The organism is Caulobacter sp. DWR3-1-2 (assembly GCF_049896225.1).
In the GTDB taxonomy this organism is placed as follows: domain Bacteria; phylum Pseudomonadota; class Alphaproteobacteria; order Caulobacterales; family Caulobacteraceae; genus Caulobacter.
The window spans coordinates 311154-334830 of record NZ_JAFCTW010000001.1; the positions used below are offsets into that span (position 1 = coordinate 311154).

The 23677-nt window shown below is 67.3% G+C and carries 22 protein-coding genes and 1 pseudogene; 16 read left to right on the forward strand and 7 right to left on the reverse strand.

The genetic code is table 11. The annotated features are described in order from the left end of the window. Positions 1–204 precede the first annotated feature (204 nt). The 4 genes and pseudogenes from ACP696_RS01440 to lpdA all read left to right on the forward strand — a co-directional run. Positions 205–288 (forward strand): annotated as a pseudogene (locus tag ACP696_RS01440) (aldehyde-activating protein); the annotation flags it as partial. Positions 289–300: 12 nt separating this feature from the next. Continuing rightward, positions 301–1611, forward strand: a complete 1311-nt coding sequence (locus tag ACP696_RS01445) for a pyruvate dehydrogenase complex dihydrolipoamide acetyltransferase (protein WP_426011575.1) — start codon at positions 301–303, stop codon at positions 1609–1611. 13 nt (positions 1612–1624) lie between these two features. Next, positions 1625–2101 carry a glutathione peroxidase gene (locus tag ACP696_RS01450; protein WP_426011574.1) on the forward strand — a complete coding sequence of 159 codons (477 nt, stop codon included), beginning with the start codon at positions 1625–1627 and terminating at the stop codon, positions 2099–2101. Positions 2102–2187: 86 nt separating this feature from the next. After that, positions 2188–3588 carry a dihydrolipoyl dehydrogenase gene (gene lpdA, locus ACP696_RS01455; RefSeq protein WP_426043384.1) on the forward strand — a complete coding sequence of 467 codons (1401 nt, stop codon included), beginning with the start codon at positions 2188–2190 and terminating at the stop codon, positions 3586–3588. A 173-nt stretch (positions 3589–3761) separates the two neighbouring features. Here the strand turns inward: lpdA and ACP696_RS01460 are convergent, their stop codons facing one another. The 3 genes from ACP696_RS01460 to ACP696_RS01470 all read right to left on the reverse strand — a co-directional run bounded on the left by ACP696_RS01460 (position 3762) and on the right by ACP696_RS01470 (position 7075). Next, positions 3762–4157: a DoxX family protein gene (locus ACP696_RS01460; RefSeq protein ID WP_426031554.1), complete on the reverse strand. Its 396-nt coding sequence runs from the start codon at positions 4155–4157 to the stop codon at positions 3762–3764. Between the two features lie 168 nt (positions 4158–4325). Next, positions 4326–5879 (reverse strand): AMP-binding protein, encoded by a 1554-nt coding sequence (locus tag ACP696_RS01465; RefSeq protein ID WP_426043385.1) that lies wholly within the window; start codon positions 5877–5879, stop codon positions 4326–4328. A gap of 158 nt (positions 5880–6037) precedes the next feature. Continuing rightward, the gene (locus ACP696_RS01470) at positions 6038–7075 is read right to left on the reverse strand and encodes an alpha/beta fold hydrolase (RefSeq protein ID WP_426043386.1); all 1038 of its coding nucleotides are present in this window, start codon (positions 7073–7075) and stop codon (positions 6038–6040) included. Positions 7076–7157: 82 nt separating this feature from the next. Between ACP696_RS01470 and lipA the strand changes: the two genes are divergently transcribed. Together lipA and ACP696_RS01480 are read left to right on the forward strand one after the other, a co-directional pair. After that, the gene (gene lipA, locus ACP696_RS01475; protein WP_426011830.1) at positions 7158–8132 is read left to right on the forward strand and encodes a lipoyl synthase; all 975 of its coding nucleotides are present in this window, start codon (positions 7158–7160) and stop codon (positions 8130–8132) included. Between the two features lie 2 nt (positions 8133–8134). Then, on the forward strand, positions 8135–8587 hold the full coding sequence (locus tag ACP696_RS01480; RefSeq protein WP_426043387.1) for a type II toxin-antitoxin system RatA family toxin: 453 nt from the start codon (positions 8135–8137) through the stop codon (positions 8585–8587). Here ACP696_RS01480 and ACP696_RS01485 read toward each other — a convergent pair. From ACP696_RS01485 to ACP696_RS01495, 3 genes are all read right to left on the reverse strand, one after another. Then, complete coding sequence (locus ACP696_RS01485; protein ID WP_426043388.1) at positions 8584–9711, reverse strand: FUSC family protein; 1128 nt, start codon at positions 9709–9711, stop codon at positions 8584–8586. The genes ACP696_RS01480 and ACP696_RS01485 overlap by 4 nt on opposite strands. A gap of 1 nt (position 9712) precedes the next feature. Continuing rightward, a complete protein-coding gene (locus tag ACP696_RS01490; protein WP_426043389.1) occupies positions 9713–10204 on the reverse strand; it encodes a CinA family protein in 492 nt (163 codons plus the stop codon). Between the two features lie 104 nt (positions 10205–10308). Beyond that, positions 10309–11460, reverse strand: a complete 1152-nt coding sequence (locus ACP696_RS01495; protein WP_426011566.1) for a bifunctional 2-C-methyl-D-erythritol 4-phosphate cytidylyltransferase/2-C-methyl-D-erythritol 2,4-cyclodiphosphate synthase — start codon at positions 11458–11460, stop codon at positions 10309–10311. 98 nt (positions 11461–11558) lie between these two features. Here ACP696_RS01495 and dusB point away from each other — a divergent pair, with 98 nt between their 5' ends. Genes dusB through ACP696_RS01510 form a run of 3 tightly spaced genes read left to right on the forward strand, consistent with a single transcriptional unit; the run spans position 11559 to position 15111 of the window. Continuing rightward, positions 11559–12566, forward strand: coding sequence for a tRNA dihydrouridine synthase DusB (gene dusB, locus ACP696_RS01500; RefSeq protein ID WP_426011565.1), 1008 nt, complete (start codon positions 11559–11561; stop codon positions 12564–12566). Then, positions 12563–13693, forward strand: a complete 1131-nt coding sequence (locus tag ACP696_RS01505) for a two-component system sensor histidine kinase NtrB (RefSeq protein ID WP_426011564.1) — start codon at positions 12563–12565, stop codon at positions 13691–13693. Before dusB ends, ACP696_RS01505 begins: the two co-directional genes overlap by 4 nt. Beyond that, positions 13690–15111 (forward strand): sigma 54-interacting transcriptional regulator, encoded by a 1422-nt coding sequence (locus tag ACP696_RS01510; RefSeq protein WP_426011563.1) that lies wholly within the window; start codon positions 13690–13692, stop codon positions 15109–15111. Before ACP696_RS01505 ends, ACP696_RS01510 begins: the two co-directional genes overlap by 4 nt. A 140-nt stretch (positions 15112–15251) precedes the next feature. Here the strand turns inward: ACP696_RS01510 and ACP696_RS01515 are convergent, their stop codons facing one another. After that, positions 15252–15830, reverse strand: a complete 579-nt coding sequence (locus ACP696_RS01515; protein ID WP_426011562.1) for a hypothetical protein — start codon at positions 15828–15830, stop codon at positions 15252–15254. Positions 15831–16190: 360 nt separating this feature from the next. Here ACP696_RS01515 and ACP696_RS01520 point away from each other — a divergent pair, with 360 nt between their 5' ends. The 7 genes from ACP696_RS01520 (at position 16191) to ACP696_RS01550 (ending at position 23662) form a co-directional block, all read left to right on the forward strand. Continuing rightward, positions 16191–18434 carry an ATP-binding protein gene (locus ACP696_RS01520; protein ID WP_426011561.1) on the forward strand — a complete coding sequence of 748 codons (2244 nt, stop codon included), beginning with the start codon at positions 16191–16193 and terminating at the stop codon, positions 18432–18434. Continuing rightward, positions 18431–19819 (forward strand): sigma-54-dependent transcriptional regulator, encoded by a 1389-nt coding sequence (locus ACP696_RS01525; protein ID WP_426011560.1) that lies wholly within the window; start codon positions 18431–18433, stop codon positions 19817–19819. Before ACP696_RS01520 ends, ACP696_RS01525 begins: the two co-directional genes overlap by 4 nt. A gap of 5 nt (positions 19820–19824) precedes the next feature. After that, positions 19825–20688, forward strand: coding sequence for a D-amino-acid transaminase (locus ACP696_RS01530; RefSeq protein WP_426011559.1), 864 nt, complete (start codon positions 19825–19827; stop codon positions 20686–20688). Between the two features lie 136 nt (positions 20689–20824). Continuing rightward, entirely contained in the window at positions 20825–21073 is a 249-nt protein-coding gene (gene hfq / locus ACP696_RS01535; protein ID WP_012286640.1) for an RNA chaperone Hfq, read from the forward strand. Between the two features lie 47 nt (positions 21074–21120). Next, positions 21121–22461 (forward strand): GTPase HflX, encoded by a 1341-nt coding sequence (gene hflX / locus ACP696_RS01540; RefSeq protein WP_426011558.1) that lies wholly within the window; start codon positions 21121–21123, stop codon positions 22459–22461. A gap of 81 nt (positions 22462–22542) precedes the next feature. Then, the gene (locus ACP696_RS01545; RefSeq protein ID WP_426011557.1) at positions 22543–23088 is read left to right on the forward strand and encodes a lysozyme; all 546 of its coding nucleotides are present in this window, start codon (positions 22543–22545) and stop codon (positions 23086–23088) included. A gap of 79 nt (positions 23089–23167) precedes the next feature. Beyond that, complete coding sequence (locus tag ACP696_RS01550; protein ID WP_426011556.1) at positions 23168–23662, forward strand: hypothetical protein; 495 nt, start codon at positions 23168–23170, stop codon at positions 23660–23662. Positions 23663–23677 lie beyond the last annotated feature (15 nt).

Here is a 23677-nt window from a genome sequence, read left to right on the forward strand (position 1 = left end):
CGGCTGCACATCACCGCCGCGCCGGGGTCGCTGACGCGTTACCGGTTCGGACGCCGCAAGGTGGACTTTCTGATCTGCCGCGAATGCGCCGTCTACGTCGCGGCGCTGATCGAGGACGAGGGCCAGGCCTACGCCACCCTCAATGTCGTGGGGACCGACCTGCCGGGTTTCGCCGAGCGCGAGCCTGAACGGCTGGACTATCATGACGAAACGGACGAACAACGCCTTGCCCGTCGCAAGGCTCGCTGGACGCCGACCACCTTGGTCGAAGCCGTCCCGAACGCTTGAGGAAGACTCTCAATGTCGATCGACATCCTGATGCCCGCCCTGTCGCCTACCATGGAGGAGGGGACCCTCGCCAAGTGGCACGTCAAGGTTGGCGACACCGTCAAGGCCGGCGACGTGATCGCCGAGATCGAGACCGACAAGGCGACGATGGAGGTGGAAGCCGTCGATGAAGGCGTGATCGAAGCCATACTGGTCGAGGCCGGGACCGAGAACGTCAAGGTCAACGCCCAGATCGCCAAGCTGACGGGCGAGGGCGAAAGCCCGGCTCCGACGCCGGCCGCGGCCGCTCCCGTCGCCGAGGCGCCAAAGGCCGCCCCGACGCCCGCTGCGCCTGTCCAGGCCGCTGGCGAAACCGCTGCCCCAGCCAAGGCTGCGCCCGCCGTCGCGCCGACCGGCGACCGCGTGTTCGCCTCGCCCCTGGCTCGCCGCCTGGCTTCGGCCGCCGGCCTGGACCTGAAGGCCATCACCGGCTCGGGGCCCCACGGCCGCGTGGTCAAGGCCGACGTCGAGGCCGCCGGCAAGGGCGGCGCGACTGCCGCTGCCGCTCCCAAGGCCGCTGCGGCCGCCTCGGCTCCGACGGCCGCCGCCGAGCCGCGCAAGGTTCTGTCGCTGGAGCAGATGGGCATCCCCGCCGGCTCCTACGACCTGATCCCGCTGGACGGCATGCGCAAGACCATCGCGCGCCGCCTGACCGACAGCTTCCGCGACGTGCCGCACTTCCCGCTGGTCATCGATCTGGAGATCGACGCCCTGCTGGCCGCCCGCGCCAAGATCAACCGCCTGCTGGAAGGCCAGGGCGTCAAGGTGTCGGTCAATGACATCGTCATCAAGGCCTGCGCCGTGGCGCTCAAGCGCGTGCCGGAGGCCAACGCCTCCTACACGCCCGAGGGCATCGCGATGCACAAGCACGCCGACATCGCCGTGGCTGTGGCCATCGACGGCGGACTGATCACCCCGATCGTCCGCGCCGCCGAGACCAAGGGCCTGGCCCAGATCTCAGCCGAGGTGAAGGACCTGGCGGCCCGCGCCAAGTCCAAGAAGCTCAAGCCCGAGGAATTCCAGGGCGGCACCTTCTCGGTCTCCAACCTGGGCATGTTCGGCATCAAGCAGTTCGCCTCGATCATCAACGAGCCGCAGGGCGCGATCATGAGCGTGGGCGCCGGCGAGCAACGGCCGGTCGTGAAGAATGGCGAGCTGGCCGTGGCCACGGTGATGACCATCACCCTGACCTGCGACCACCGGGTGGTCGACGGCGCGATCGGGGCCAGGTTCCTGGCCGCCTTCAAGCCGCTGATCGAAGAGCCGCTGACGCTGCTGGTCTAGGCGGGGAACGACGATGTCGGTCTACGACTTCTCCGCCAAGACGCTAGACGGCCACGACACGAGCCTGGCCGACTATCGCGGCCAGGTGCTGCTGATCGTCAACACGGCCAGCAAGTGCGGCTTCACCCCGCAATATGAGGGGTTGGAGACGCTGTACCGGGACTACAAGGACCGCGGTTTCACGATCCTGGCCTTCCCCTGCAACCAGTTCGGGGCGCAGGAGCCAGGGACCGCCGAGGAGATCGCCAGCTTTTGCGCGCTGACCTATGACGTGACCTTCCCGGTGCTGGCCAAGATCGACGTCAACGGCCCTGACGCCCACCCGCTCTATGCCTATCTGAAGCACGAGCAGAAGGGCCTGCTGGGCACCGAGGGCGTCAAGTGGAACTTCACGAAGTTCCTGATCGGCCGTGACGGCGAGGTGGTCGAACGTTTCGCGCCGACCACCAAGCCCGAAGACCTGACGCTCGCCGTCGAGGCGCTGCTTTAGACACTCTCTCCTGGACCGGCCTTGGGGCCGATCGACCGACGCCCGCCGGCTCCCCCCGAAGGCGTCAAACCTAGGGTAAGAACACCATGTCCACGGAATTCGACGTCGTCGTCATCGGGGCCGGCCCCGGCGGCTATGTGGCCGCGATCCGCGCCAGCCAACTGGGCCTGAAGACGGCGATCATCGAGCGCGAGAACCTGGGCGGCGTCTGCCTCAACTGGGGCTGTATCCCGACCAAGGCGCTACTGAAGTCCGGCGAGATCTTCGAGCAGCTCTCCCACCTCGGCGGCTATGGCCTGGCGGTCGAGAAGGCCTCGTTCGACTTCGCCAAGATCATCGACCGCTCACGCGGCGTGGCCAAGACCATGTCGAACGGCATCGCCTTCCTGATGAAGAAGCACAAGATCGAGGTCGTCGAGGGCGAGGCCCGGCTGGAAAAGGGCACGCCGTCTCCGAAGGTGGTCGTGGCCCTGAAGGCCGGCGGCAGCCGCACGATCCAGGCCGGCAGCGTGATCCTGGCCAGCGGCGCCCGGGCTCGCGACATCCCCGCCATCGGCGCGGTCTCGGACGGCGACAAGATCTGGACCTATCGCGACGCCCTGGCCCCCAAGGCCATGCCCAAGTCGCTGGTGGTCATCGGCTCGGGCGCCATCGGCATCGAGTTCGCCAGCTTCTACCGCGCCCTGGGCGCCGAGGTGACCGTCGTCGAGGCCGTCGATCGCATCATGCCAGTCGAGGACGCCGAGGTCTCAAAGGCCGCCCAGAAAGCCTTTGAGAAGCGCGGCATCGCCTTCCGCATCGGCGCCAAGGTGACCAAGGTCGAGAAGACCGCCACCGGCGTCTCGGTGGCCATCGAGGCCGGCGGCAAGGCCGAAGTTCTGACCGCCGCCGTCTGCATCGTCGCGGTGGGCATCGCCCCCAATACCGAGGGGCTGGAGTCGGTGGGCCTGACCCTCGAACGCGGCCATGTTGTCACCGGCAAGCACGGCGAGACCAATGTCCCGGGCCTCTACGCCATCGGCGACGCCGCCGGCCCGCCGTGGCTGGCCCACACGGCCAGCCACGAGGGCATCCACGCCGCCGAGCACATCGCCGGCTACAAGACGCCCGCCGTCCACTCGCCCATCCCCGGCTGCACCTACGCCAACCCGCAGGTCGCCTCGGTGGGCCTGACGGAAGCCGCGGCCAAGGCGGCCGGGATCGAGGTCAAGGCCGGCCGCTTCCCGTTCAAGGTCAATGGCAAGGCCGTGGCGGCCGGCGAGACCGAGGGCTTCGTCAAGACGATCTTCGACGGCAAGACCGGCGCCCTGATCGGCGCCCACATGATCGGCCATGAGGTCACCGAGATGATCCAGGGCTTCGTCACCGCCATCACCCTGGAAGCCACCGAGGAGGACCTGCACGGCATCGTTTATGCTCACCCAACGATGAGCGAGGCCATGCACGAGGCGGCGCTCGACGCCTATGGCAGAGCGCTGCACATCTGATCTGATCCTTCTCCCCTTGCGGGAGAAGGTGGCGGCCGAAGGCCGACGGATCAGGGGTCTCTCAAAAGCCAAACGCCGCGCCCAGCTTTGAAGCCAGGCGCGGCGTTTTCGTTCTTCAACCCTCATCCGTCAGCTTCGCTGACACCTTCTCCCGCAAGGGGAGAAGGGGAAAACTACGGCCGCTTTCGCACCTGGGCGTCGATGCTCAACTCACCCGGCCCGGCGAACGCCAGGTACAGGAACACGAAGCAGAACAGGATCGCCGCCTCGCCGCCGTTCAGGGCCGGCCAGAAGCCCTTGCTGAAATGGGCCAGAAAATACGCCACCGCCATCTGCCCCGACAGGATGAAGGCGACCGGCCGGGTGAACAGGCCGAGCGCCAGCAGCGCGCCGCCGACGATCTCCAGCCAAGCGGCGACCAGCAGCAAGGTCGGCAGCGGATCGGGCGACCCGGGCTGGGCGGCCGGGAAGTGGAACACCTTCATCAGGCCATGCTCCATGAAGAGCAGGGCGGCGATGATTCGAAGCAGGCTAAGCACCCGCGGCGCCCACACGTTCAAGCGTTCCATGATCTTCCCTCCAGCGATTGATGGCGAGGCTGGGGACAGGCGCATGCGCCTGTCCCCAATCGCATTAGAGCATTTCCCGACCTGACTGCGTCAGGCCGTGAGCTCTAATCTTTTGTTTTGACGCATTTTTCTTCACGCGAACCGGAACCACTTCGCTCGAAAAATGCTCTAGGCGGCCTTCGCGTCCTGATCGGCCATCCGCTGGATGGCGACATAGTCGGTCTTGCCGCTGCCCAGCACCGGCACTTCCTGCACCTTGAGGATCTTGCGCGGCACGGCCAGTTCCGGCGCGCCGATGCTCTGGGCGTGGGCGACCAGCGAGGTGACAGCGGCGTTCTGGCAGTCGGTGACGAGAACCAGCTTCTCGCCCTTCTTCTTGTCGGGCATCGAGATCACCGCGTGGCGGCCGTCGGGCCAGACCGCGCTGGCCAGGTCCTCAGCGGCGGTCAGGGAGACCATTTCGCCGCCGATCTTGGCGAAGCGCTTCACCCGGCCCTTGATGGTGACCCACAGGTCGTCGGTCATGTTCACCACGTCGCCGGTGTCGTGCCAGCCGTCCTCGGGGGCGTCGACGCCGCCGTCCTCGCGCAGATAGCCCGACATGATGTTGGGGCCGCGCACCAGCAGGCGGCCGCCGCCGCCGATCCCCTCAACCGGTTCGATCTTCCACTCCTGACCGGGCAGCAGACCGCCGACCGTGCCCCGGCGGTTGTCCTCGGGCTTGTTGACCGCGATCACCGGCGAGGCCTCGGTCGCCCCGTAACCCTCCAAAACCGGCACGTCACCAAACTTCTCGTTGATGAGGTTGTGGGTCTCTTCGCGAACCTTTTCAGCGCCGCAGACGATGAACCTCAGACCAGAAAGCTCATCGCTGTCCGAGGCGCGGGCATAGTGGTTGAGGAAGGTGTCGGTAGCGAACAGCACCGAGGCGCCGGTGTCCTTGACCAGGGCCGGGATCTGCTTGGTGTGCAGGGGCGAGGGATACTGGAAGGCCTTCATGCCCTTCAACAGCGGCAGGATCACGCCGCCGGTCAGGCCGAAACAGTGGAAGATCGGCAGCGGGTTGAAGAACACCCAGGCCGGGTCCAGCGCGATATGGCTGGCGATCTGCTCGGCGTTCGAGACCAGGTTGGCCTGGCTCAACACCACGCCGCGCGGGGCGCCGAAGCTGCCCGAGGTGAACAACACCACGCCTGGATCCGACGGCTTGGCATGGGCGCGCAGGGTGCGGGGAAAGGCCCCGGCCACGGCGGCGAACAGCTTGTCGCCGGTGCCGATCGTGCCGCGCACGTCTTCCAGATAGGTGATCGTCGCCTTTTCACCCAGCGCGTCGACGATGTCGTGCAGCTTGCCCAGCTCGATGAATTTGTGGGCCGTGAGCACCCGCTTGACCCCGGCCAGCTCGCAGGCGGCGCGCAGGTTGCGCAGGCCGGCCGTGAAGTTGAGCATGGTCGGCACGCGGCCGAAGGCGTGCAGGGCGAAGAAGGTCACGACCGCCCCGGAGCCTGACGGCAGCAGGATGCCGACATGCTCGCCCGGCTGGGTCATGGCCGCGATCTTTCGGCCCAGGGCAAACGCGGCGCGGATCAGATCGGTATAGCTGAGCGGATTGCGGTCCTGATCTTCCAGGATCGGTTTTCGGGCCCCGTACTTGTCACGGGCGTCCAACAGGGCGTCGAAGAGAGCCTTCTGGCCCGCCTGAGCGTCAAATACGACCGGCATGCCGGCGAAACCTCCCCGAAGCGCGACGTGGCGCGCTCGTCTGATTGAAGCGGGACCCTATCGATGGAGCCTGGCTTTGCAAAGTCCGGCGACGCGCACGTCACCGCACCGATCCCTCTGAAATGCGATCGACGCCTTGGCGTTCAAGGATTGGCCTTTTAACGCCGGGGTGGCGGATAGGCCATGGGGGCGCTGACCGTGTCGTCAATGGCGGCCAGCCAGGGACCGCGCACCGAGTCCGCCGCAAGGTGGAGGGCGTGACGGGCGGTGGGATAGCGGGTTTCGACACAGGCGGGTAGGGCGGCGCAGACAGTGCGTTGCGGGGCGGGCAGAACCTTGGAGTCCTGGCCCGCGTCGAGCATGACGACTGGAACCCGCACGCGCTTGAGATCGCGGCCCACGGCGTCGACCGCGTCGTAGAAGGCCGCGTACCAGGCCAGACTTGGCGCGCCCATCCGCAGGTCGGGATTAGCCAGTTGCCAGGCCTGCTGCACGCCGCCCCGGGCCTTGTCGTGGCTCAGCGCGCCATCGACCCCTGCGTCGCGTTTCCAGCCGGCCTGACCGGGATAGCGGAGGAAGCCGAGCTTCAGGCTCCGGGCCCAGCGCGCGATGCGGATCAGTTCGCTCTTGGGGCGCGGCAGGTCGGCGATGTCGAAATTGGGCGAAGACAGAATCAACGAGTCGGCCCGCAGACCTTCTTCCGCCGCCCGCAGCGCCACCAGCCCGCCGTCGCCGTGTCCCAGCACCGCGAACGGGTCACGCCCGTTCGGCCGGATCACCGCCCTGACCATGGCCTTGGTCGCCGTGACGTCGGGCGCGAAGCTGGAGACATGGCCCAGATCGCGCCAGGGGCTGGCGCGTTCCGAGCCGCCCTGGCCCTGGCGTTCCAGCACCCACACCGTATAGCCGCGGGCATTGAGGTCCCGCGCCGTCTCGAACCAGACCTCGGCCGGTTCGCCATAGCCCGGCAGGATCAGGATCTGGCCGCGCGGCGCGTTGGGCGTGGTCGAGACGCCGTAGCGCTGCACGCCGTCGTCGCCGACCTTCACATAGCCCCAGGCCCAGCCAGGCGGCGGCTGGAACCGCACCGCCAAGGAGGGCGGCGTGCGGCTCTCGGCGAAGGGCGCGCGGACGGCCTCGTCGCCGCAGGAGACGAGGGGCAGGGCCAGCAGCAGGGCGAGAACTTGGCGACGCATTCCAGGCACTCATTTCGCGCCTTTAAGCCACATGCAAGATCGCATGCTTGATCCGGAGGCCAAGAAGTCCGATCTAGGCACTATGGTCACCTTGATCGACACGTTGAAGGCCCGCGTTCCAGGCGAGCGCGCCCGTCACCCGGAAAAGCAGAACCGCCCCGACACGCCGGTGCTGCGCAAGCCCGACTGGCTGCGCGTGCGCGCGCCCGGGTCTGGTCAGTACAATGAGACCCGCGCCATCGTTCGCGAGCACAAGCTGACCACGGTCTGCGAAGAAGCCGCTTGCCCCAACATTGGCGAATGCTGGAGCCAGAAGCACGCCACCATGATGATCATGGGCGAAATCTGCACCCGCGCCTGCGCCTTCTGCAATGTCGCGACAGGCATGCCCAACCCTCTGGACGCCGACGAGCCGCGCCGCGTGGGCGAAGCCGTGGCCAAGATGGGCCTCAAGCACGTGGTCATCACCTCGGTCGACCGCGACGACCTGGCCGACGGCGGGGCGTTGCATTTCGCCCAGGTGGTGCTGGCAATTCGCGCCTCCGCGCCCGGCACGACCATCGAAATCCTGACCCCCGACTTCCTGCGCAAGGACCGGGCCGAGAACGTGGTCATCGATGCCCGTCCGGACGTCTTCAACCACAATCTGGAAACCGTGCCGCGACTCTATCTGAAGATCCGCCCTGGCGCCCGCTACTACAACTCCTTGCGCCTGCTGGAGCGGGTCAAGGAGCGCGATCCGAGCCAGTTCACCAAGTCCGGCCTGATGGTGGGGCTGGGCGAGGCCAAGGAGGAGGTCATGCAGGTTATGGACGACATGCGCTCGGCCGGCGTCGATTTCATCACCATCGGCCAATACCTGCAGCCCACCCGCAAGCACGCGCCGATCGACCGCTTCGTGACGCCGGAAGAGTTCCAGGCCTATGAGGCGATCGCCCGGGCCAAGGGCTTCCTGATGGTGTCGTCCAGCCCGCTGACCCGCTCGTCGCACCACGCCGGCGAGGATTTCGCAAAGCTGGCGGCGGCCCGCCGGGCGCTGGACCTCAAGAGCGCCTAGCCTTGCATCGCCATGTCGTCACCCGGGTGCTGCCCTATGCGCCCGAGCAGTTGTTCACCCTGGTCGGCGACGTGGAGTCCTATCCGCAGTTCGTGCCGTGGCTGACCAGCATGCGTACCTGGAACAGCCGGGTGGAAGGCGCGGTCTCGACCGTCGACGCCGAGGCCCAGGTCGGCTTCTCGTTCCTGCGCGAGAAGTTCGCCACCCGCGTGCGGCGCGACGCCGAGGCGCTGAGCGTGGACGTCAGCCTGCTCTATGGGCCGTTCAAGCGGCTATCGAACCAGTGGCTGTTTTCGCCGCATGTCTCTGGAACATCTGTGGAATTCGTCATCGACTTCGCGTTCAAGTCGCGCGTGCTCGATGCGCTGCTGGCGGCCAATCTGGATCGCGCGGCCAATACCCTGATCGGCTGTTTCGAAGCGCGGGCCGTGGCGATTTACGGGGCCAAGAGCTAACCCCGCTTCCCCGCCGTCTCCTCCACCCGCTCCTCGAAGTCGCCGAGGTTGCCGAACAGGTTCTCGACGGCGAACACCAACCCAAACACCCTGGCGGCGTCGTCAAAGCCGAGCGCGCGGGTCCCGCCGGTTTCGCGCAGGGTCTCGACCGCAGTCTGGAAGGCCTGGTGCGCCCCCCCGAAGGCCAGGCGGTCGGGGCGAGGCGCGCCGGCCAGCAGCGCCGCGCAGGCGCGCAGGAACGCCGCGCAGGCGCCAAGCATGGCCGCCGACTGCAGGCTAAGGCCCGGGGCGGGCAGGGTCTCGCGCAGAGCCCGGCCGATCTGGGCGCAGTCGTTGCGCAGCCGCCACAGCGTGCGGGGCAGGGCGTCGGTCACCGAATGGTCGCTCAGCTTGCTGGCGTTCTCGCGCTCGGCCTCGGCCATCGCGGTCTGCAGCTTGGCCAGGGCCGCGAGCGTGTCGTCATAGTGGGCGCGGGCGTCGAACTCGGTTTCGCCGCCGCGCAGCTTGCGGGCATAATGCTCTAGCAAATCGGCCAGCAAGCTTGTGACCTTGTCGACGCTCTCCACCACCGACGCGTGGGCGCGGGCGGGGAAGATCAGCAGGGTGGCTGCGATGCCGACCACGCTGCCGACCGTGATCTCGGCCACCCGCAGGAAGGCGGCGACCAGCGGGTCCATGTGGGTGGTCGTGCCGATCAGCATGATTACGGCGGTCACCGGGGCCACCTTGAACGCGGGTCGGACGGCGGCCAGGAAGGCCAGCAGGGCCGCCGTGATCGCCAGGATCGGTCCGCCGGCCTCGGGGAAGCGGACGTGGAGCATCGCCGCCCCCGCGCCGACCACGGCCCCGACGGCGGTGCCCATCAGCCGCTCGATCGAGGCGGTGATGGTCGCGCCCAGGCTGGACTGGACGACGATCACGGCGGTGAACACCGCCCAATAGCCCTGCGGCAGGCGCAACAGGGTCGCCAAGGCGTAGGCCGCCAGCACCGCCGCCGACACCCGGACGGCGTGGCGCAGTTCGGTTTTGCGACCGGCCGCCTTGGCCAGGGCGGCGCGAGACAGTCCGAGGCCGACAAACCGCCGCCAATGGCCGGGCGAGTCGCTGGGCGGGTGGTCGGCCATGCTAGGCCACCGCCTCACGCAGCATCTCCAGCGCCGTGCGCACGGCCGCCAATTGGACGCCTTCGCGGGTCTCGCCCTCGAACAGCTCGTGGCGATGGACGACCGAGCGGTTGGCGCGGGCCACGGCGAAATGCACCGTGCCCACCGGCTTCAGCGGCGAGCCGCCGCCGGGGCCGGCCACGCCGGTGATCGACACGGCGACATGGCCGTTGCTGGCCTCCAGCGCGCCTTCGGCCATCATTCGCGCCACCACCTCCGACACCGCGCCATGGTCGGCGATCAGGTCGCCCGGCACGCCCAGCATCTCGGACTTGGCGCGGTTGGTGTAGGTGACGAAGCCGCGCTCGAAGACGTCGGAGGCCCCGGAAACGTTGCAGATCGCGCCGGCCACCAGGCCGCCGGTGCAGCTTTCGGCCGTGACCAGCCGCAGGGACCTTTGCCGGGCCTCATCGATCAGCAGGCGGGCCAGAGTCTGGATTTCGAGCGGAAACATGAGGGACTCCTGCGGCTGATGCGGGGACACACTCACACCACGGCCGGTGATCGCATGGCAATGTCGATGGGGGGAGTGTGTGCCTCGATCTCCGTTCGCAGCCCCTAGGCCGGCGTCTCGACCACGGCGATGGCCTGAGCCGCCAAACCCTCGCCGCGGCCGGTGAAGCCCATGCCTTCGGTGGTGGTCGCCTTGACGCTGACCCGGTCGAGCGGCAGGTCGAGGATCTCGGCCAGTCGCGCGCGCATGGCCGCGCGGTGCGGTTTGATCTTCGGCCGCTCGCAGATCAGGGTCACGTCGACATTGATCAAAGCCCCACCCCGCGCTCGCACGAGATCCACGGCATGGATCAGGAACTTGTCCGACGACGCGCCCTTCCATTGCGGATCTGTGGGCGGGAAGTGGTCGCCGATGTCGCCTTCGCCGATCGCGCCGAGGATGGCGTCGGTCAGGGCGTGCAGGCCGGCGTCGGCGTCGGAATGACCGATCAGGGTCTCGTCGTGAGCGATCTCGACGCCGCACAGCCACACGGATTGGCCCGGCCCCCAGCGATGGGCGTCGAAGCCCTGGCCCATGCGGGTGATGCGCGCGGCGCCCGCCAACAGCTCGGCCATGGCAAAGTCCTCCGGATAGGTCAGTTTCATCAGCATCGGGTCGCCGGGGATCGCGACCACGCGCCCGCCGTCGGCCTCGACCACCTGAGCATCGTCGGTCGGTTCGCTCGGTCCGGACCATGCCGTATAGGCTTTCACCAGACGTTCCCGGCGGAAGGCCTGGGGAGTCTGGGCGCGCCAGAGGTTGTCACGCGGTTTCGTGACAAGACCAGCGTCGAGCGCCGCGCTTTTCAGCGTATCGGCCACCGGCAAGGCTGGAATCGCGCCGTCGGCGGTCGCGACGGCGGTGAGGAGCGCGGCGATTGTTGCGGCGCCGAGGAAGGGACGGGCGGCGTCGTGGATCAGGACGGGCTCATCGGCCGGGCGGTCGGCCAACAGGGCCAGCCCGGCCTGGACGGAAAGGGCGCGCGTCGCGCCGCCGGCCGTCGTCGTCCAGCCTGAAAGGCCGTGTAACGCGTTGTCCAGAGCTTCGCGCGCGCCCGGATCGGCCACGATCACAAGGCTTTGAGCCCCCGCGTTCAGCAACGCTTGGGCTGACCAACGCAACACGGGCTTGCCCGCCACAATACGCCACTGTTTGGCTTGGCCGGGGCCGCTGCGGGTCCCGGAGCCAGCGGCGACGATGACGGCGGAGAAGGTCATTGTGGCTGTTTAGCCGCATGCGGAAACTTGTCCAGCGATGTGGGCTTTACTGCGCCGCACAATATGCCTAAAAACAGTGCGGTGGGGATGCGTATAAAATGAGCAACACTCTCGCAGTCGGCAAGGTCGAGGTACCCGGACGCGTATGGATCGCGCCGATGACGGGTGTCTCGGATCTGCCTTTCAGGGAAACCGCCACCCGCCTCGGCGCGGCCTATGTGGCGACGGAAATGGTCGCCTGCGCGGAATTCGCGAGAGGTCGGCCCGACGCCGTGCGCCGCGCGGCGGTAGGTAAGGGCCTGCCGCTGATGGTCGTCCAACTGGTTGGCCGTGACCCCGTCTTCATGGGCCAGGGCGCGCGGTTGGCCGCCGACGCCGGCGCCCAGATCATCGACCTCAATTTCGGCTGTCCCTCCAAACAGGTCACCGGCGGCGTCGCCTCGGGCTCGGCCCTGATGCGCGAGCCCGACCTGGCCGAGGCCCTGGTGGCCGCCGCCGTCAAGGCCGTGGACGTGCCGGTCACCGTCAAGATGCGCCTGGGCTGGGATGACCACAGCCGCAACGCCGCCGACATCGCCCGCCGGGCGGTGGACGCCGGCGCCCAGGCCATCACCGTCCACGGCCGCACCCGCTGCCAGTTCTACAAGGGCGAGGCCGACTGGGAGGCTGTCGCGGCGGTCAAGGCCGCGGTCGGCGTGCCGGTGCTGGTCAATGGCGACATCGTCGACGGCGACACCGCCCGCCGGGCGCTCGAACAGTCCGGCGCCGACGGCGTGATGATCGGGCGCGGCGTTTATGGCCGTCCGTGGATCGCCCAGGCCATCGAGGCGGCCTTGCGCGGCGAAGGCTTCCGCGAACCGGATGCTGACGAGCGCCTGGCCATCGCCGTCACCCATTTCCGCCGCAGCCTGGACTTCTACGGCCAGAGCGTCGGCCTGAAGATGTTCCGCAAGCACCTTGCCTCCTACATCGAGGCCGCGCCGTGGCCCGACAGCGAGGAAGCGCGCCGGATCGCCCGCTCGGCCCTGTGCCGGCTGGAAGATCCCGCCGCGATCGAGGATGGCCTGGCCAACCTGTGGCTGGGCGACCGGAGGCTCGCCGCATGACCGATCATGCCCGCGTCGTCCCCACCAAGATCGCCGACAGCCTGAAGATCGCGGCCTTCGACCTCAGCCCCGAACCCGCCTTGGTCGTCGACCGGGAAGGCGCCCTGGTGGCGGTCAACGAGGCCGCCGAGGCGCTGTTTGGCCAAGGCCTGTCGCTGCTGGCCCGGGGCCGGTTCCGCGCCGCCCTGCCGCCGGGCTCGGTGCTGGTCTCGATGATGGACCGCGCCCTGTTCGAAGGGGCGCTGGTCCGCGAGCACGGCGTCGAGGTCAACCTGTTCGGCCAGCCGCCGTTCGAGGCGGACGGCGCCGCTGCGCCGCTGGGCGACGGCTCGGTGCTGTTGACGCTGCACGTCAAGGGCGTGCTGGGCGTCGAGCGGGCCTCGGACGCCGCCGGCCTGCGCTCGGTGGTCGGGCTGGGGCGCATGCTGGCCCACGAGATCAAGAACCCGCTGGCCGGCATTCGCGGCGCGGCCCAATTGCTGAAGACCGGCGCCAGCGCCGCAGACCAGCCGCTGGCCCAGCTTATCGTGGACGAAACGGACCGCATCCGCCGCTTGGTGGAGCGCATGGAGGCCTTCTCCGACGAGGTCCCGAGCCCGCGTGAGGCCGTGAACATCCACCAGGTTCTGGACCGCGTCCGCGCCCTGGTCGTCAACGGCGTCGCCGACGGCTTGGCGCTGGAGGAATATTATGATCCGTCGCTGCCGGATGTCTGGGGCGACGAGGACCACCTGATCCAGGTGTTCCTGAACCTGGTCAAGAACGCCGCCGAAGCCGCCCACATGCGCGGCGACGGCCTGGGCATCCTGTCGATCCAGACCGCCTGGCGTCCCGGCGTCCGGGTGCGCGGCGCCGACGGCAAGGCCTCGGCGGGCGCGCCGATCGAGATTCGCGTCCAGGACAACGGTCCCGGTGTGCCCGACAGCCTGCGCGACCACCTGTTCCAGCCGTTCGTCACAACCAAGGCCAACGGCACGGGCCTGGGCCTGGCCCTGGTCACCAAGCTGGTGACCAGCCACGGCGGACTGATCGATTTCGAATCCGAGCCCGGCCGCACGGTGTTCCGCGTGCTGCTGCCCATGGCCACCGGAAAGCTTGCTTCCTCCACTGGAGACGCCCACGCATGAACGCCGCCAGCAAGAAAATCCTGATCGCCGACGACGACAGCTCGGTGCGTCTGGTGCTCAGCCAGGCCTTCACCCGGCTGGGCTATCAGGTCCGGGCGACGGGCAACGCCACCACGTTGCTGAAATGGGTGATGGACGGCGAGGGCGACCTGATCGTCACCGACGTGATGATGCCCGACGAGAACGTGTTCGACGTTCTGCCGCGCATCCGCAAGGAACGGCCCAAGTTGCCGATCATCGTGATGAGCGCCCAGAACACCCTGCTGACGGCGGTCAACGCCGCCGACGCGGGCGCGTTCGAATACATCTCCAAGCCCTTCGATCTGGACGACGTCACGTCCGCCGCCCGCCGCGCCCTGTCGCGTCCGGCCGACGCGGAGGCCTCCAAGGCCCAGGCCCGGGCCATGCGCGACGAGCGCCTGCCGCTGATCGGCCGCTCGGCCCCGATGCAGGAGGTCTATCGCACGATCGCCCGGCTGGTCGGCGCCGATCTGACGGTGCTGATTCTCGGCGAAAGCGGCACAGGCAAGGAACTGGTGGCCCGCGCCCTGCACGAACTGGGTCGCCGCCGCGACGGCAAGTTCGTGGTCATCAACCTGGCCGCCGTGCCGCGCGAGCGGGTCGAGACCGAACTTTTCGGACGCGGCGAGGGCGACCAGGGCCGGCTGATCGAGGCCGATGGCGGCACGCTGTTCCTCGACGAGATCGGCGACATGCCGCTGGACGCCCAGACACGCCTGCTGCGGGTGATCGACGGCACTGAGCCGGTGCTCAACCCCAAGACCGGCCGCCGGCCCAATGTACGGATCATCGCCGCCACCAACCGAGACCTGCGCGGCCTGATCCAACAAGGGCTTTTCCGGGAAGACTTGTTCTTCCGCCTCAACGTGGCCCCCGTGCGCCTGCCGCCGCTGCGCGACCGCACCGAGGACATTCCGGACCTGGCCCGCACCTTCCTGCTGCGCGCCGCCCGCGAAGGCCTGCCCTCCAAGACCATCGACTCCAGCGCCCTGGACCGCATGAAGACCCACGCCTGGCCGGGCAATGTGCGCGAGCTGGAAAACCTGATCCGCCGGATGTGCGCCCTCTATGCCGAGGAGCTGATCACCGCCCGCATCGTCGATCGCGAGCTGCAGGATCACACCCCCACCGCCCATGCCGACGAGGGCCCCGTCACCCTGGCCAGCCTGGTGGAGCGCCACCTGTCGTCGCACTTCGCCGATCAGCCGGATGGCTTGCCGGCGGCCGGGCTATATGACCGCGTGCTGCAGGAGGTCGAACGACCGCTGATCCAGCTGACCCTGTCGGCCACGCGCGGCAACCAGGTGCGCGCCGCGGAAATCCTCGGCCTCAACCGCAACACTCTGCGCAAGAAGATCCAGGATTTGGGCGTCGAGATGACGCGGGGGCGCCGATAAGGCGCGGGCGTGGTGCCACCGGCTAGTGGTTGCCGGGCCGCATTCCTGTTCCCGGGCACCTGCGCAGGGGAGGTGCCGCAGCTCAGACGGGCTGTTTTGGCGCGTAGTTCAAACTAAGCCCCTACGCCCAACGCTCACTACTAGCTGGGAATTGGGCGAGGCTGCTTCCTAGCCGCCTTTTCTGCCTTTCTTGCGATCAGGCGTCTCTGCTGACGAGATGAACTTGGAGCGACTGGTTCCTGTGGAGCCTGGCTGGCTACAACGCCCTGAGCCTCGAGCGCTTGTTGGATGCTTTTTAGAACGGCAATCGACCGTTCATCTCGTTCCACCTGGCTCGCGTTATCAGCCTTGTCGTCGTACCAAGTCCACACCGCGAAGAGCAGCGCCAGAATCGCAACAACGAGGCTGGCCCAGGCAACCGCATCGCTCCGTATCGTCTCGGCGATGTTTGGATTGATTGCCGCGACGGCTTCGGCAATTTCGTCCGGCGCGAGGGTGCCGGCTTTGGCGGATTTTGCCAAAAGTTCGATTGCTTCAAGATCGGTTCGCCGAACATCAGGCGCTGTGAAAGCTCCGTACAGTTCTCTAAAAGCGGCGAAGCTCGATGCTGGTCCGCGTGAAAGGGTAGCAGAAGCATCAGACCCGTAAATATATTCTCCGTCTTGTACTGAGCCAACTCCTCCACACCTTGGGCATGGCCCTTCTTTGTTCCCGCTCATGGAAGCTCGGGCATTCCTTATTACCATGCCGTGCGATGGCCATAAATGCAGGCAGTTGTCACACCTGACTGGCGTACTCATTGTCACCAACTCCTGCGCTCTAGGCCAATATTGGCTCGCCGATCTTTGCGGATCCAATAAATCTGCACTCCAGTGGCGAACGAATCCACTCTTGGCTGGAAAGCGTATTGCATTGGTTGCGCACCGCATCGAAGTTGCGTCAATGGCCGTATCGCAGCGCAAACACCTCGCGCCGATGTAGGTCACGCAATCGGTTGCATCGAACCAAGCACACACCGCTGACGCTTAATTGGCACATACCTGTTGAGTTTGGGGCACACCTCCCCTTAAACTTGTTGAATGGCGTCCGTTCCATCCGTGCTGGAGTTCGAAGGACCGCCGACCCGGTTCAGCCGGGCCTGGTGGCGCGAGCTACTGCGATCGCGCTTTACGCTCGGCGGGGCCTACGGGCTGGCCGTCGCCCTGACCGCCACGGCGGTGGGGCTGGCCTCGTCGCCGCCGACCACCGGGCCGATCGGACCGGCCACCACGGTCATCCTGGCGGTGCTGGGCTTCAACCTCGCCTTGATCCTCTGCGTGGCCGGCATTGTCGGCTGGCGGCTCCTGGACCTGGTTGATGCGCGAGCCAGCGACGCTGGCGCGCGATTGCATCTGCGCTTCGTCGGCCTGTTCTCCGTCGCGGCCGTCGCCCCGGCCGTCATCGTGGCCCTGTTCTTCGGCGTGCTGGTCAACCGCGGTGTCGACGCCTGGTTCAGCCAACGCGTGCGCACAGTGGTCGAAAACTCCGCCACCGTGGCGCGCTCCTATGTCGCCGAGCAGATCACCTATATCAGCCAGCATGTCGGGCCGATGGCCGGCACGCTGAACGAGGCGGCGCCGACCCTGGCCGACTCGCCTGTCGCCTTCGGCCACTTCCTGCGCAGCCTGGCGGACGACAACGGCTTCTCGGCCGCCTATGTGCTGGACCGCGACGGTCGCATCCTGGCGCGCGCCGAGAGCGATGACGCGCCGCCGTTCCTGGCCCCGCCACCGTCGAGCTTCAAATGGACGGACACCGGCGAGATCACCTCACAGCGCTTTGTCACGGAGGATCTGTTCCGGGCGCTTTACCGCCTCAAGGGCTTTCCCGACGCCTATCTCTACGTGGCCCGGCCGATCGACAAGGGCATCCTGGCCCACCTGATCGAGTCCGAGGAGTCGCTGATTTCCTATCGCGAGGCGGCCAAGAACCAGGATCGCATTCAGGTGATCTTCGGGCTCAGCTATATCGAGACCGCGCTTTTGGTCCTGGTCGCCGCCGTCTGGGTCGGCATCGCGGCCGCCAACTCGATCGCGGCCCCGGTTTCCGGCCTGGTACAGGCCGCTGGACGGGTGTCGGCGGGGGATCTGGACGCCCGCGTCGATGTCGAGATCGGGCCCGAGGAAATCCGCGCCCTGTCCGTGGCCTTCAACATGATGACCACTGACCTGCAGGCGCAGCAGGCGGCGCTGCGCGTCGCCAGCCTGGACGCCGAGTCGCGCCGGCAGTTCATCGAGACCGTGCTTTCAGGCGTCAGCGCCGGCGTGGTGGGCTTGGACGCCGAGGGGCGGATCACCGCCTTGAACCGCCGGGCCGGCGACCTTCTGGCGCTCGACGACAGCGCCGTGGGCCAATCCCTGGCCGAGGTTGCGGCGGAGCTGGAGCCGGTCGTGCAGGAGATCAGCGGGGGGCGCCCCAATGCCGAGGTCGAGATCGACGTGATCCGCGGCGGTGAGACCCGACGCCTGCGCTTCCGGGGGGCCGGCCACGCGGCCGAGAGCCTGGTGCTGACCTTCGACGACATCACCCGCCTGGTGGCCGCCCAACGCAACGCCGCGTGGAAGGACGTGGCCCGGCGCATCGCCCACGAGATCAAGAACCCGCTGACCCCGATCCAGCTGTCAGCCGAGCGCATTCGCCGCAAGTATCGCAAGGACATCACCAGCGATCTCGAGACCTTCGACCGCTGCACCGAGACCATCATCCGTCAGGTCGGTGACATCGGCAGGATGGTCGACGAGTTTTCGGCCTTCGCCCGCATGCCGGCCCCGCGCTTCGCGCCGGCCAATCTGGCCGAGATGCTGCGCCAGGCGGTGTTCGCCCAGCGCATCGTCGATAACGAGACCGACGTGATGATCGAGGAGCCGGGCGAGGACGTCTGGATCAGCTGCGACGCGCGGATGGTGGGTCAGGCCCTGACCAACATTCTCAAGAACGCCGGCGAGGCGGTTGGGGCGCGTCGTCTGGTGACGCCAGAGCCGGGCGGGCGGATCGTCGCCAGCCTGATCTCCGATGACGAGCATCTCTGTCTGGTGGTCGAGGATAACGGCGTGGGCCTGCCGGCCCGCGACCGCGATCGGCTGACCGAACCCTATGTCACGACCCGCGAGAAGGGCACAGGCCTTGGCCTGGCGATCGTCAAGCGGATCATGGAGGACCACGAGGGTGAGCTGGTCCTGACCGACGCGCTGCATGGAACCGGCGCCCGGGTCATACTGAGGTTCCCCACGACCGCGCGGCTCGCCGCCGCCAACGCACTGAGTGGCGTAGAGGAGATGATATGAGCGCTGACGTGCTTGTGGTCGACGACGAGGTCGATATCCGCGAACTGGTGGCCGGCATTCTCGAGGACGAGGGCTACGCCGTCCGCGTGGCCGCTGACAGCGACCAGGCCCTGGCCGCGCTACGGGCTCGCAAACCCGCTCTGCTGGTGCTCGACATCTGGATGCAGGGCGGGGGCATGGACGGGCTGGAACTACTCGACATGGTCAAGGGCCTGGATCCCGACCTGCCGGTGATCATGATCTCGGGCCACGGCAACATCGAGACCGCCGTAAGCGCCATCAAGCGCGGCGCCTATGAGTTCCTGGAAAAGCCGTTCAAGTCCGACCGCCTGTTGCTGGTGGTGGAGCGGGCGCTGGAGGCGGCCAACCTCAAGCGCGAGAACCGCCGTCTGCGGGTGCAGAGCTTCAGCTCCGATGGCCTGATGGGCAAGTCGACGGCGGCCCAGGCCCTGCGCCAGCTGATCGCCAAGGTCGCCCCCGCCAACAGCCGGGTGCTGGTCTCGGGCCCGCCCGGCTCCGGCAAGGAGCTGGTGGCGCGGTTGATCCACGGCTCCAGCGCGCGACTACGCAACGAGTTCGTGGCGGTCAGCGCCGCAGGCATGGCGCCTGAACGTCTCGACGTCGAGCTGTTCGGCGAGGAAGGCGAGGGCGGTCGGCCGCGCAAGATCGGCGTGTTCGAGCGAGCCCACGGCGGAACGCTCTATCTCGACGAGGTGGCCGACATGCCGCGCGAGACCCAGAGCCGCATCCTGCGGGTGCTGGTCGAGCAGCGCTTCCGCCGGGTCGGCGGCGACACCGACGTCCAGGTGGATGTGCGGGTCATTTCATCGACCTCCCGCGAGCTGCGCGAGGAGATCGCCGCCGGACGGTTCCGCGAGGACCTGTTCCACCGCCTGAACGTGGTGCCGGTGCGCGTGCCGGGTCTATCGGAGCGTCGCGAAGACATCCCCGAGCTGATCGCCTATTTCGTCGAGCGCATCGCCGAGGCCACCGGCATGCAACGTCGCAAGCTGGGCGAGGACGCCCTGGCGACCCTGCAGGTCCAGGCCTGGCCGGGCAATGTCCGCCAGCTGCGCAACAATGTCGAGCGCATGCTGATCCTGGCGTCAGGCGAGCCGGGCGACCTGATCACCGCCGAGATGCTCAACACCCACGAGCAGCCAACGGGCGGCAATGCCGGGGCCATCGGGGCCGAGCGGATCATCGCCCTGCCGCTGCGCGAGGCCCGCGAGCTATTCGAGAGGGAGTATCTGAACGCCCAGATCCTGCGGTTCGGCGGCAATATCTCGCGGACCGCCAACTTCATCGGGATGGAGCGCTCGGCCCTGCACCGGAAACTCAAATCTCTCGGTGTCGCGGGCGCACGGGTGGAAGAGGAAGAATAGGGCAGATGTCGCGCTTCGCCTATGTCAATGGCCGGTTCGTGCGTCACGGCGAGGCCGTCGTGCATATCGAGGATCGCGGCTATCAGCTGGCCGACGGCGTCTACGAGGTGTGGGCGGTGTTCGGCGGCAAGCTGGCCGACGCGGCGGGCCATTTCACCCGTCTCTGGCGCAGCCTGGACGCGCTTCAGATCTCCCGTCCGATGAGCGAGGCGGCCCTGACCGTCGTGCTGCGCGAGGCTATCCGCCGCAACCGGGTGGTCGAGGGCATGGTCTATCTGCAGGTCAGTCGCGGCGTCGCCTCGCGCGACCACGCCTTCCCCAATCCCGCTGTGCCGCCGGCCGTGGTGATCACCGCCAAGCGCGTCGACCGCGTGGCGGCCGAGGCCAAGGCCGCCAAAGGCCAGTCGGTGGTCACCGTCGCCGAGAACCGCTGGGGCCGCTGTGACATCAAGTCGATCGGACTGCTGCCCAACGCCCTGGCCAAGCAGGCGGCCCGCGAGCGTGGCGCGGTCGAGGCCTGGTTCGTCGACGAGCTGGGCCTGGTGACCGAGGGGGCCTCATCCAACGCCTGGATCGTCGACGCCGAGGGCCGCCTGCGGACCCGCGACACCCAGGCCAACATCCTGCGCGGGATCACCAGATCGACCCTGCTGGAGGTGATCGCCGACGCGGGCCTGCCGATCGCAGAGCAGCCGTTCACGGTGGAAGAGGCCAAGGCCGCCCGCGAGGCGTTCATCACCGGCGCTGGCACGCTTGTCCTGCCGATCGTCAGCGTCGATGGCGCGCAAATTGGCGATGGAAAGCCCGGCCCCATAGCAACGCGGTTGCGGCGTCTCTATATCGAGCGCGCCAAGGCTGCGGCGATCTAGATTTGAAATCTAGCTTTCGGGGCGTTAGCGCACTTTCTTCGCGGATTGGTCATACCAACCGGCGAAAAATGCTCTAGTCTGAACTTGTTTGTGTGGGGGGCGCTTTGCCCTCCGAAACAATAAGAGGGGAATCCCCATGTCGACCGAGAAAAAACAAAACCTTCAAGACACGTTCCTGAACAGCGTGCGCAAGTCTAAGACGCCGCTGACCATCTTCCTGGTGAACGGCGTGAAGCTGCAGGGCGTTGTCAGCTGGTTCGATAACTTCTGCGTTCTGCTCCGCCGCGATGGCCAGTCTCAACTGGTTTACAAGCACGCCATTTCGACGATCATGCCGGCCCAGCCCGTGCAATTGTACGAGCCGAGCGCTGATCAAGACGACTGATACCCGGAGCGTGGCCCGCCGCGCTCCAATATTTGATTTAGGACCGTTTGACCAAATCCACCACCAAATCCATCGACCACGCGACGCCTGTCCTCAGGGCGTTCGTCATCCATCCCGTGCGTCCGACGCGCGGCCAGTCGGCTCTCGAGGCGCGCGATCCGAACGTGCGCCTCGAGGAGGCCGTCGGCCTGGCGCTGGCGCTGGACCTCAACGTCGTCGAGACGATGATCGCGCCCCTGCGCCTGGTCACCCCCGCCACCCTGTTCGGCAAGGGCAAGATCGAGGAGTTCGCGGCGATCTGCGAGGTCGAGAAGATCGACGTTGCGGTGTTCGACGACCAGCTGACACCCGTCCAGCAACGCAATCTGGAGCGGTCGCTCAACGTCAAGGTCGTGGACCGCACGGGCCTGATCCTCGAGATCTTCGCCCGCCGGGCGCGCACCCGCGAGGGCAAGCTGCAGGTCGAACTGGCCCGGCTGGACTACGAGCGCTCGCGCCTGGTCCGCACCTGGACCCACCTTGAGCGCCAGCGCGGCGGCACCGGCAACACCGGCGGCCCCGGCGAGACCCAGATCGAGCTCGACCGTCGTCTGATCAAGGACAACATCATCAAGCTGAAGCGCGAGCTGGACGAGGTGCGTCGCACCCGCACCCTGCACCGCTCTCAGCGCAAGAAGGTCCCGTATCCGACCGTAGCCCTGGTTGGTTACACCAACGCCGGCAAGTCGACCCTGTTCAACCGCTTGACCCATGCCACCGTCGTGGCCGAGGACATGCTGTTCGCGACGCTGGATCCCACCCTGCGCAACGTCAAGCTTCCCGACGGCCGGCCGGCGATCCTCTCCGACACCGTCGGTTTCATCTCAGACCTGCCGCATGAGCTGGTCGAAGCCTTCCGCGCCACCCTTGAGGAGGTGCAGCAGGCCGACGTGGTTCTGCACGTGCGCGATGTGGCTAGTCCCGACACCGACGCCCAGGCCCGCGACGTCCAGGCGGTGCTGGCCGAGCTGAAAGTCACGGCCGAGGACGGCAAGACCATCATCGAGGTCTGGAACAAGATCGACCTGGTCGACGGCGAGTCTCGCGAGATCCTCGATGGCCAGGCGCGCCGCGTCGGCGCTTCGGCGGTTTCGGCCGTCACCGGGGAAGGCTGCGCCGAACTGCTCAAGCGGATCGGAACCCTGATCGACGACACGCCGCCCGTCGCGGTGCGACTGGCGGCGGCGGACGGCGAAGCCCTGGCCTGGATCTATCGCAATGGCCGGGTCGAGAGCCGCGATGACGAGTCTGAGGGTGGCGTGCGCCTGATCGCGCGTCTCGACGCCCAGGCCCTGGGTCGTTTCGAGCGTCAGTTTCCCGACGTCTGGATCATGGCCACCAGCGACTAATCGTCGAACGCCGTTCTTCCGGGGCTTGCCTGTCTCGCGGTCTCGGTGAAAGCTCTGCGCTTTGCAATCGAGAGGCGAGTCATGAGCACGAATTGGGATGGGGTGTCGGTGCCGGATGCGGCGACCGTGGTGGTCAAGAAGATCGAGGGTTTCGTCGCCCACCCCTATGACGACAACGGCGCGATCGCCGGGGGCACCTGGACGATAGGCTATGGCTCTATCCGGGACGGCGCCAACAAGCCGGTGACGCCCACCACCCCGAACATCACCGAGGCCCAGGCGGTCAAGCTGCTGCTGCGCGACATGACGGGCGCGGCCAAGGACGTTCACAATCGGGTCAAGGTGGATCTGCTGGTCTGGGAGGCTGCGGGCCTGATCTCCTGGACCTATAATCTGGGCGCCGGCAATCTCGGGGCCTCGACCATGCTGCGCAAGATCAACGCCGGCGACAAGGCCGCCGTGCCGCTGGAAATGCGAAAATGGATCAACCAGGAGGGCAAGCCCTTGGTCGGCCTGCTGCGTCGCCGCTGGGCCGAGGCGGCGATCTTCCTGGGCAAGGATCCGGTCAACGCCATCGTCCGCGCCTGGCGCGAGATCGACTCGCTGGACGACTGGCCGGCGTTCTGATCCATGCTCCCCGCGAGACGGGCTTGCAAAAGATTACGCTTGTGATCTTTAGAGTCTGTGTCGCGTGGGAGGATAGGCGTTGATCGTTGAAGGCAAGGCCTGGGCCTCGACGCCGCCGCCGAAGCGCGGCTGGGTGTTGTTTCGCTGGCTGGTGGTGGGTCTGTTGCTAGCCATTCCGTTGGTGCTGGGCGGCTTGGCCCTGAAGGATCACTTCGACCAGACCAAGGCGATGCCCGCCCTGGAGGCAGACTGGAAGGCCGTGCGCCAGGCGCTCACCGACCGACTGCATCAGGCGGGACCGATCGAGGTCGGCCAGGTCTGGGCCACCCATGATCGCCAGCTGTGCGGCGTGGTCAACGGCAAGGGCAGCTTCGGCGGCAAGACCGGCATGGTCCGGTTCTACGCCGTCGATCGCCAGCCGGTCCTGAAGTTCGACACCGGGATCGCGGCGTTCGAAGAGGCCTTCGAGCCCTGCATGAAGGACCATTGGCTGGTGGTAAAGGAAGGCTCGCAGGAGACCGGCTTTTGCGCGACCAAGGAAGGCGACAAGGTCTGCAATCGGATCAGGTTCTAGGACGCGGAGCTCCAG

Excerpts from the sequence above, each read along its gene's own strand:
- ACP696_RS01470 (WP_426043386.1), bottom strand. The coding sequence starts at position 7,075 with ATGCGTCGCCAAGTTCTCGCCCTGCTGCTGGCCCTGCCCCTCGTCTCC.
- ACP696_RS01465 (WP_426043385.1), bottom strand. The coding sequence starts at position 5,879 with ATGCCGGTCGTATTTGACGCTCAGGCGGGCCAGAAGGCTCTCTTCGAC.
- ACP696_RS01525 (WP_426011560.1), top strand. The coding sequence starts at position 18,431 with ATGAGCGCTGACGTGCTTGTGGTCGACGACGAGGTCGATATCCGCGAA.
- ACP696_RS01530 (WP_426011559.1), top strand. The coding sequence starts at position 19,825 with ATGTCGCGCTTCGCCTATGTCAATGGCCGGTTCGTGCGTCACGGCGAG.
- ACP696_RS01450 (WP_426011574.1), top strand. The coding sequence starts at position 1,625 with ATGTCGGTCTACGACTTCTCCGCCAAGACGCTAGACGGCCACGACACG.
- ACP696_RS01485 (WP_426043388.1), bottom strand. The coding sequence starts at position 9,711 with ATGGCCGACCACCCGCCCAGCGACTCGCCCGGCCATTGGCGGCGGTTT.
- ACP696_RS01460 (WP_426031554.1), bottom strand. The coding sequence starts at position 4,157 with ATGGAACGCTTGAACGTGTGGGCGCCGCGGGTGCTTAGCCTGCTTCGA.
- lpdA (WP_426043384.1), top strand. The coding sequence starts at position 2,188 with ATGTCCACGGAATTCGACGTCGTCGTCATCGGGGCCGGCCCCGGCGGC.
- lipA (WP_426011830.1), top strand. The coding sequence starts at position 7,158 with ATGGTCACCTTGATCGACACGTTGAAGGCCCGCGTTCCAGGCGAGCGC.
- ACP696_RS01490 (WP_426043389.1), bottom strand. The coding sequence starts at position 10,204 with ATGTTTCCGCTCGAAATCCAGACTCTGGCCCGCCTGCTGATCGATGAG.
- dusB (WP_426011565.1), top strand. The coding sequence starts at position 11,559 with ATGAGCAACACTCTCGCAGTCGGCAAGGTCGAGGTACCCGGACGCGTA.
- ACP696_RS01505 (WP_426011564.1), top strand. The coding sequence starts at position 12,563 with ATGACCGATCATGCCCGCGTCGTCCCCACCAAGATCGCCGACAGCCTG.
- ACP696_RS01510 (WP_426011563.1), top strand. The coding sequence starts at position 13,690 with ATGAACGCCGCCAGCAAGAAAATCCTGATCGCCGACGACGACAGCTCG.
- ACP696_RS01520 (WP_426011561.1), top strand. The coding sequence starts at position 16,191 with ATGGCGTCCGTTCCATCCGTGCTGGAGTTCGAAGGACCGCCGACCCGG.
- ACP696_RS01515 (WP_426011562.1), bottom strand. The coding sequence starts at position 15,830 with ATGAGCGGGAACAAAGAAGGGCCATGCCCAAGGTGTGGAGGAGTTGGC.
- ACP696_RS01545 (WP_426011557.1), top strand. The coding sequence starts at position 22,543 with ATGAGCACGAATTGGGATGGGGTGTCGGTGCCGGATGCGGCGACCGTG.
- hfq (WP_012286640.1), top strand. The coding sequence starts at position 20,825 with ATGTCGACCGAGAAAAAACAAAACCTTCAAGACACGTTCCTGAACAGC.
- ACP696_RS01445 (WP_426011575.1), top strand. The coding sequence starts at position 301 with ATGTCGATCGACATCCTGATGCCCGCCCTGTCGCCTACCATGGAGGAG.
- ACP696_RS01495 (WP_426011566.1), bottom strand. The coding sequence starts at position 11,460 with ATGACCTTCTCCGCCGTCATCGTCGCCGCTGGCTCCGGGACCCGCAGC.